Below are 5,551 nucleotides of genomic sequence, written 5' to 3'. Positions count from 1 at the left end.
TAGTTCCTTTGGAACGGCGCCGGAAGCTACTCCGGAATTGTTATAAAAGCCCGCGAAGATAATCTGCGTCATACCGGCTGTCAACCCGTTAAATGGTGATTTTATCGAAATAGGGTTTCAAGGTATCGTAAGCTTCCTTCAAGCCTTGGACCAACACTTTGGCATGACCCGTAACCGGCATGAAATTGGTATCTCCAGCCCACCTGGGCACGATATGGAAGTGAATATGTTCTGCAATACCAGCACCTGCAATCGCTCCCTCATTCAAGCCCAGATTAAAACCCTCAGCCCGAAATTCCTGACGTAATATCTTGAAGCTCTCCTGGGAAAGCTGCATGATCTCCGTCAAGGTCTCTGCCGGCAAATCTTCCATACGATGATTGTGCTCATAAGGAGCGATCATTAAATGACCATTATTGTAAGGGAAAAGATTCATCAGCACACAACAGGTCTTGCCCCTGTACAAGAGCAGATTCTCACGATCTGCTTCCATGGCAGGCTTATCGCAAAAGATGCAACCCTCCTGTTTGATGGAGCGGATGTACTCCATACGCCAGGGAGCCCATAATTTTGGTGTGTTATCTGATTCGGACATTTTTTTGTTAAGTGTCAGGAGTTAGCTGTCAGGGGGATAAGTGTTATCAATTACCTAACCCCTGCCATCTAACTCCTAACGCTCGATCTATTCGTCTTCTTTAGCTGCTTCCAAGGCTGCAACTAATTTTTTTTCATCTTCTTTAGGCATCTCAGTGTAATGTGAGAATTTCTGCTTGTGAGATGCTTTTCCCTGCGTTAATGAACGTAAGGTTGAGGCATACTTAAACAGGTTTGCATGAGGAACTTTTGCTTTTAATACCTGGTAATGGCCATCAGCATCCATGCCCAGGATCCGACCACGCTTGGAGGTCAAATCACCCATTACATCACCCATATATTCTTCCGGAACCCGTACTTCAACTTCAAAAACAGGCTCAAGCAGACAGGGTTTAGAATTTTTACAGGCATCTCTGAAAGCACCCTTACCGGCAATCTGGAAGGCAATATCTTTTGAGTCAACCGGATGCATTTTGCCATCATAGAAAGTGGCTTTCACATCCACAATGGGAAAACCAGCAACAAAACCGTCTTCAGAGGCCGATTTAATGCCCTTCTCCACAGAAGGAACAAAAACACGATCAACATTCTGACCTACCAGAGTCTCTTCAAAAACGATCCCTGATCCACGCTTCAAAGGTTCTACGCGCAACATGACCTCAGCAAATTGACCTGCACCACCAGATTGTTTTTTATGACGGTACCGAGCTTCACCTTTGGCCTTGATCGTTTCGCGATAAGCAATTTTGGGCTCAACCAGCTCAACCTGAACCTTGAAACGCTCCTGGAGCTTATTAAAAGCAACATTGATCTGCAACTCACCTTGACCTGACAAAACAGTCTGGTGTAACTCAGAGTCGACATCATACAACAGGGTCGGGTCTTCTTCATGCAATAGAGCCAGACCGGTACTGATCTTATCCTCTTCACCTTTAGCCTTGGCTACAATCGCGAACTGAATATTGGGCAGTGGAAAATCAGTCGCTTTCAGAGTAACGGCATTTTTAGGATGGGAAAGAGTATCACCAGTATGGGAAATTTTCAACTTAACCGTAGCGCCGATATCTCCGGCATTAATGGCATGGACCTCATCTCGATCGTGACCATTTACAGCATAAACATGCCCGAGTCGTTCACTACCACTACGGTTTGGGTTAGCCAGATCCATTCCTGAAGTGATCTGACCTGCATACACTCTAAAGAAACTCAACTCACCCACATGGGCTTCACTGGTGGTCTTAAAGATCAATGCAGCAGTTTCATTCACATCATCAGCATGAAGTTTAGTTCCATCTACAGCAACCGCTGCCGGCATATCTGCAGGTGATGGGAAATATTTCTGAATCAGCTCCAAAAGACGGGAAGCGCCAATGTTACCAATGGAAGCAGTACAGAATACTGGAAATATTTGTTTATGAATAATGGCTTCGCGTAGTCCGTGGCGCAGATCATCTTCTGAAAGCTCACCCTGATCAAAATATTTCTCCATGAGAGCTTCATCTGATTCGGCAACCTGTTCCACCAGTTCTGTGTACATGGATTCTACTTCATCAGCAATATCTGCCGGAAGATCTTCCATGGAGAATTTTCCAGAATCATCATTAAAGACCAGGGTCTTCCGGCGAATGATATCAACGATCTTATGAAATCCTACTCCTTCGTTTACCGGGAGTTGGAGAGCGGTAACATGATTACCGTAAGCTTCTTTAAGCTGATTAAATGATTTGTGGAAATCTGAATGCTCTTTATCAAGTCCAGTGATTACAAAGGTTCTGGGAATGTGGTGTTCCTGGCAGAAGCTCCACATATTCTCAGTGCCCATCTCTGGACCATTTGTACTATCAACAACGATCAAGCCCGTATCAGCCACCCTTACTGCACTCAAAGCATCACCGACGAAATCACTAAAACCGGGAGTATCAAGAATATTTAGCTTTGTGTCCTGCCACTCAATGGCCAACACCGAGGTGCCAACAGAACATTGTCTTTCGATCTCTTCTGGACGATAATCAGATTTTGTATTCCCTTCGGCAATAGTACCTATTCTGGTAGTCAAACCAGCAGAAAACAACATCGCCTCACTCAGGGCGGTCTTCCCTGATGAAGCATGGCCAACAATGGCAACGTTTCTGATGTCCTTTGTCAAATAATCTTTCATTCTCAACTCCTCGTAATATTAAGCGTATCTATAAATTAAGTTCATCACCAACGTACTGGTATGAAAACGGGGCTTTATGGTCATTTCGGAGATACATCTATATCAAAATATTCATGCTTTTTAAAAGCGTACAAAAATCTCAATAAATCGTGGATACGCAAGACTTTTTTAGCTTACCGACTCACCGCCCATACCTGTTCAAAACGAATCATTTATACGCGAGATCAATGCAGATTTTATCGGTTACCAATACAAGTCATCATAAAGTGCCATGAGAGAACAGACTCTTGACCTGACCCAACCTTTTGGGATCACAAAATATTTTCCCGCGAGCTAGGTTAATCCAGTTTCAGGGGTCAACGGAATCCCAGTATAGCGTCCCAATATGAGAGTGAGATCATCATCAAATGCAGATTTGCCATTAAATTTCTCCAATTGAACCAATAAGGCTCTGGATATTTCTGAAACCTTTTTTTCTGCATCATTCTGCAGGGCATCGATGAGACCACTTTCATTCAGTGATTGTCCAGAACGACTCTCTATTTCAGTAACCCCATCAGTATATAACAGGATAAGATCTCCAGTTTGAAGCCAGATCTCTCCCATTTCATAAGTAAAATCAGGGTCAAAACCCAGTAAGGGTCCCCCCGTTTCCAAACGCTCGACACTTCCATCCTGATGAAAGATCAGGGGAGCCGGATGACCTCCGTTTACATAGCGAATGACCCCCTCATCCACATCCACCTTGCTAAGGAAAAAGGTGATCTGTTCATCCAACTCAGTTTGCTGTGTCAGATACTTATTCAGATTACTCATGAGAGTAGGCAACGGTAAACTCTTCTGGGCTTCGTTGAGGTAGGCAGCGTAAAAATTGGACATGATCAGGGCACCCGAAATCCCCTTGCCAACCACATCACCAACAGCCAGCGAAAAAACATCCTCTGCTTTGGTCGAAACATCATAGAAATCACCACTGATCTGCCGGCAGGGTAAATAGTGAATGTCGAATTCCAGCTCGTCGTGTTTTGGAATCATATTGGGCAAAAGGGAGCGTTGGATAATCTCAGCCTTAGCCATATCTTCATTGAGAACGCTTTGTATATCGACATTTTTTTCAATCTGATAACGTTCCATCAAAACACCGGCCTGGGTAGCGATGGTTTGAAGAAAATCCAGATCATCATCACTAAAAGCGGCCACCCGGTTTGATTCCAGATTCATGGCACCGTAGATATTAGAGCCACCGGCAATAGGGACACAAAGTTCAGAACGGGAGTCTGCCCGGCCGGGAATATAGGTCTTGTCACGCCGCACATCCGGAATGGATATGGGTTTACGAGTAGCAATGCAACGACCCACAAGTCCTCTGCCAATTTTTAGTTTAAGAGGGTTAAGCCGTCGCATATCATAGCCCCTGAGTAAAAATTTCTCAATATTCACTCCTTCTGAAGACGCTATGAATACACCACAAGCATCAAAGGGAACAATGGTGTTGATCTGGTCAAGCAACAGATTAAAGATTCGCGTGGTATTGCGCATGGTCGCCATTTTGCCAGCGATCATGCTTAAGACTTCCTGTTTCCGTGCTTCCAGTTGGATCCTGTGGTACAGCTTCCGCTTCTCCAGCAGTACCGCGAGTTGGTCAACAACATAATTGTATAAGGTTCCGGATCGTCTGGCTTGCATATCCATGGGCATTTTGTCCAATAAAATAAAACCAGCCAGTTGATTATTCGCTCTCAGGGGAATCGCCCATTGGAATAGTTTAAAACTGCGATAGTCCATTGTTGGCGTATCAGCTGATTCACCTCGCAGGTCATTGACGCTGTACTTCACATTGATCAAATGATGGGTCGTCTCTTGCAACTTGCTCAGGATATTATGGTCTTTATCAACGGTCAAACCATCCAGGAAAATGGGAACAGGAGCCGTAGCGGATTCAACTTTGAAGATTCCCTTCCGCCGAACAAAGAGAGCAACTACATCTGATTCGAAAAGGTACTTCAACGCTCCTGGGACCATCTCCAGTGTGTCACGGTAGGTTTTCACATGCTCCAATTCATCCAGGATCTGTCTGAAGCGCTCGTTTCTCAAATAATAAGATGGTGCGATCAAACGTAAAACCACTTTCCGTCCCCATGAGCGCAGGGGTAGATAAAGGTTGATCAGGATGGTGGCAAAAATAACGTTTGCCAGGATAGGATGTTCACCAAACCCCAGAAATTGGTTAACCAGATAGCCCAAAACAGAGATGATGATAATCAGAGCCAGAGAAACAACGAGCTGCTCACGTCTAAGCATCCTGAGCCTCCTCCTGAACAAGTTCTGGAATTGATCCACCAACTTCTTCGATCATGGATCTCAGAACGGGCAAAATACTGACTTGTGACAAATCTTCTTCAGCAAAGATACGCGAGAAGGCATAGTTCTGATGATTCATTGGCAGCAACTTATTGATAATGATCACCCGTTCAGAATTGATCCTGCAGGCATCACCCTTAAAAGCACCCTTTTCGTAGCGAATCGTATAGCCCAGCTTTTCTGCCAGCATTTCAAATTCATCACGGATACGTTCAGCTTTCATTTATAGTCCAAGGTCGAAGGTCGAAGGTCGAAGGTCGAAGGTCGAAAGTCCAAAGTCCAAAGTCCAAAGTCCAAAGTCCAAAGTCCAAGGTCGAAGGTCCAAGGTCGAAGGTCGAAGGTCGAAGGTCGAAGGTCGAAAAATCTTCGTTATTAGATTCTGTACCAATAGGTTTCTCTCCCAGAGCCGCAGAAAGTGCAGAGTCGTTAGAGTATTTT

General features: G+C 44.7%; 4 protein-coding genes. All 4 read right to left on the bottom strand.

The features are described 5' to 3' along the window. Positions 1-88 precede the first annotated feature (88 nt). The 4 genes from U9Q77_10670 to U9Q77_10655 all read right to left on the bottom strand — a co-directional run bounded on the left by U9Q77_10670 (position 89) and on the right by U9Q77_10655 (position 5,336). The gene (locus U9Q77_10670) at positions 89-595 is read right to left on the bottom strand and encodes an HIT domain-containing protein (protein ID MEA3287821.1); all 507 of its coding nucleotides are present in this window, start codon (positions 593-595) and stop codon (positions 89-91) included. An 87-nt stretch (positions 596-682) separates the two neighbouring features. Next, positions 683-2,752, bottom strand: a complete 2,070-nt coding sequence (gene fusA, locus U9Q77_10665; GenBank protein ID MEA3287820.1) for an elongation factor G — start codon at positions 2,750-2,752, stop codon at positions 683-685. 333 nt (positions 2,753-3,085) lie between these two features. After that, complete coding sequence (locus U9Q77_10660) at positions 3,086-5,053, bottom strand: GAF domain-containing SpoIIE family protein phosphatase (protein MEA3287819.1); 1,968 nt, start codon at positions 5,051-5,053, stop codon at positions 3,086-3,088. Next, positions 5,046-5,336, bottom strand: coding sequence for a hypothetical protein (locus tag U9Q77_10655; GenBank protein ID MEA3287818.1), 291 nt, complete (start codon positions 5,334-5,336; stop codon positions 5,046-5,048). Before U9Q77_10655 ends, U9Q77_10660 begins: the two co-directional genes overlap by 8 nt. Between the last annotated feature and the right edge of the window lie 215 nt (positions 5,337-5,551).

The organism is Candidatus Neomarinimicrobiota bacterium (assembly GCA_034716895.1).
In the GTDB taxonomy this organism is placed as follows: Bacteria; Fidelibacterota; UBA8477; order UBA8477; family JABMPR01; genus JABMPR01.
The sequence above is the reverse complement of the archived record's forward strand: the minus strand, read 5'-3'. Positions and strand labels throughout refer to the sequence as shown.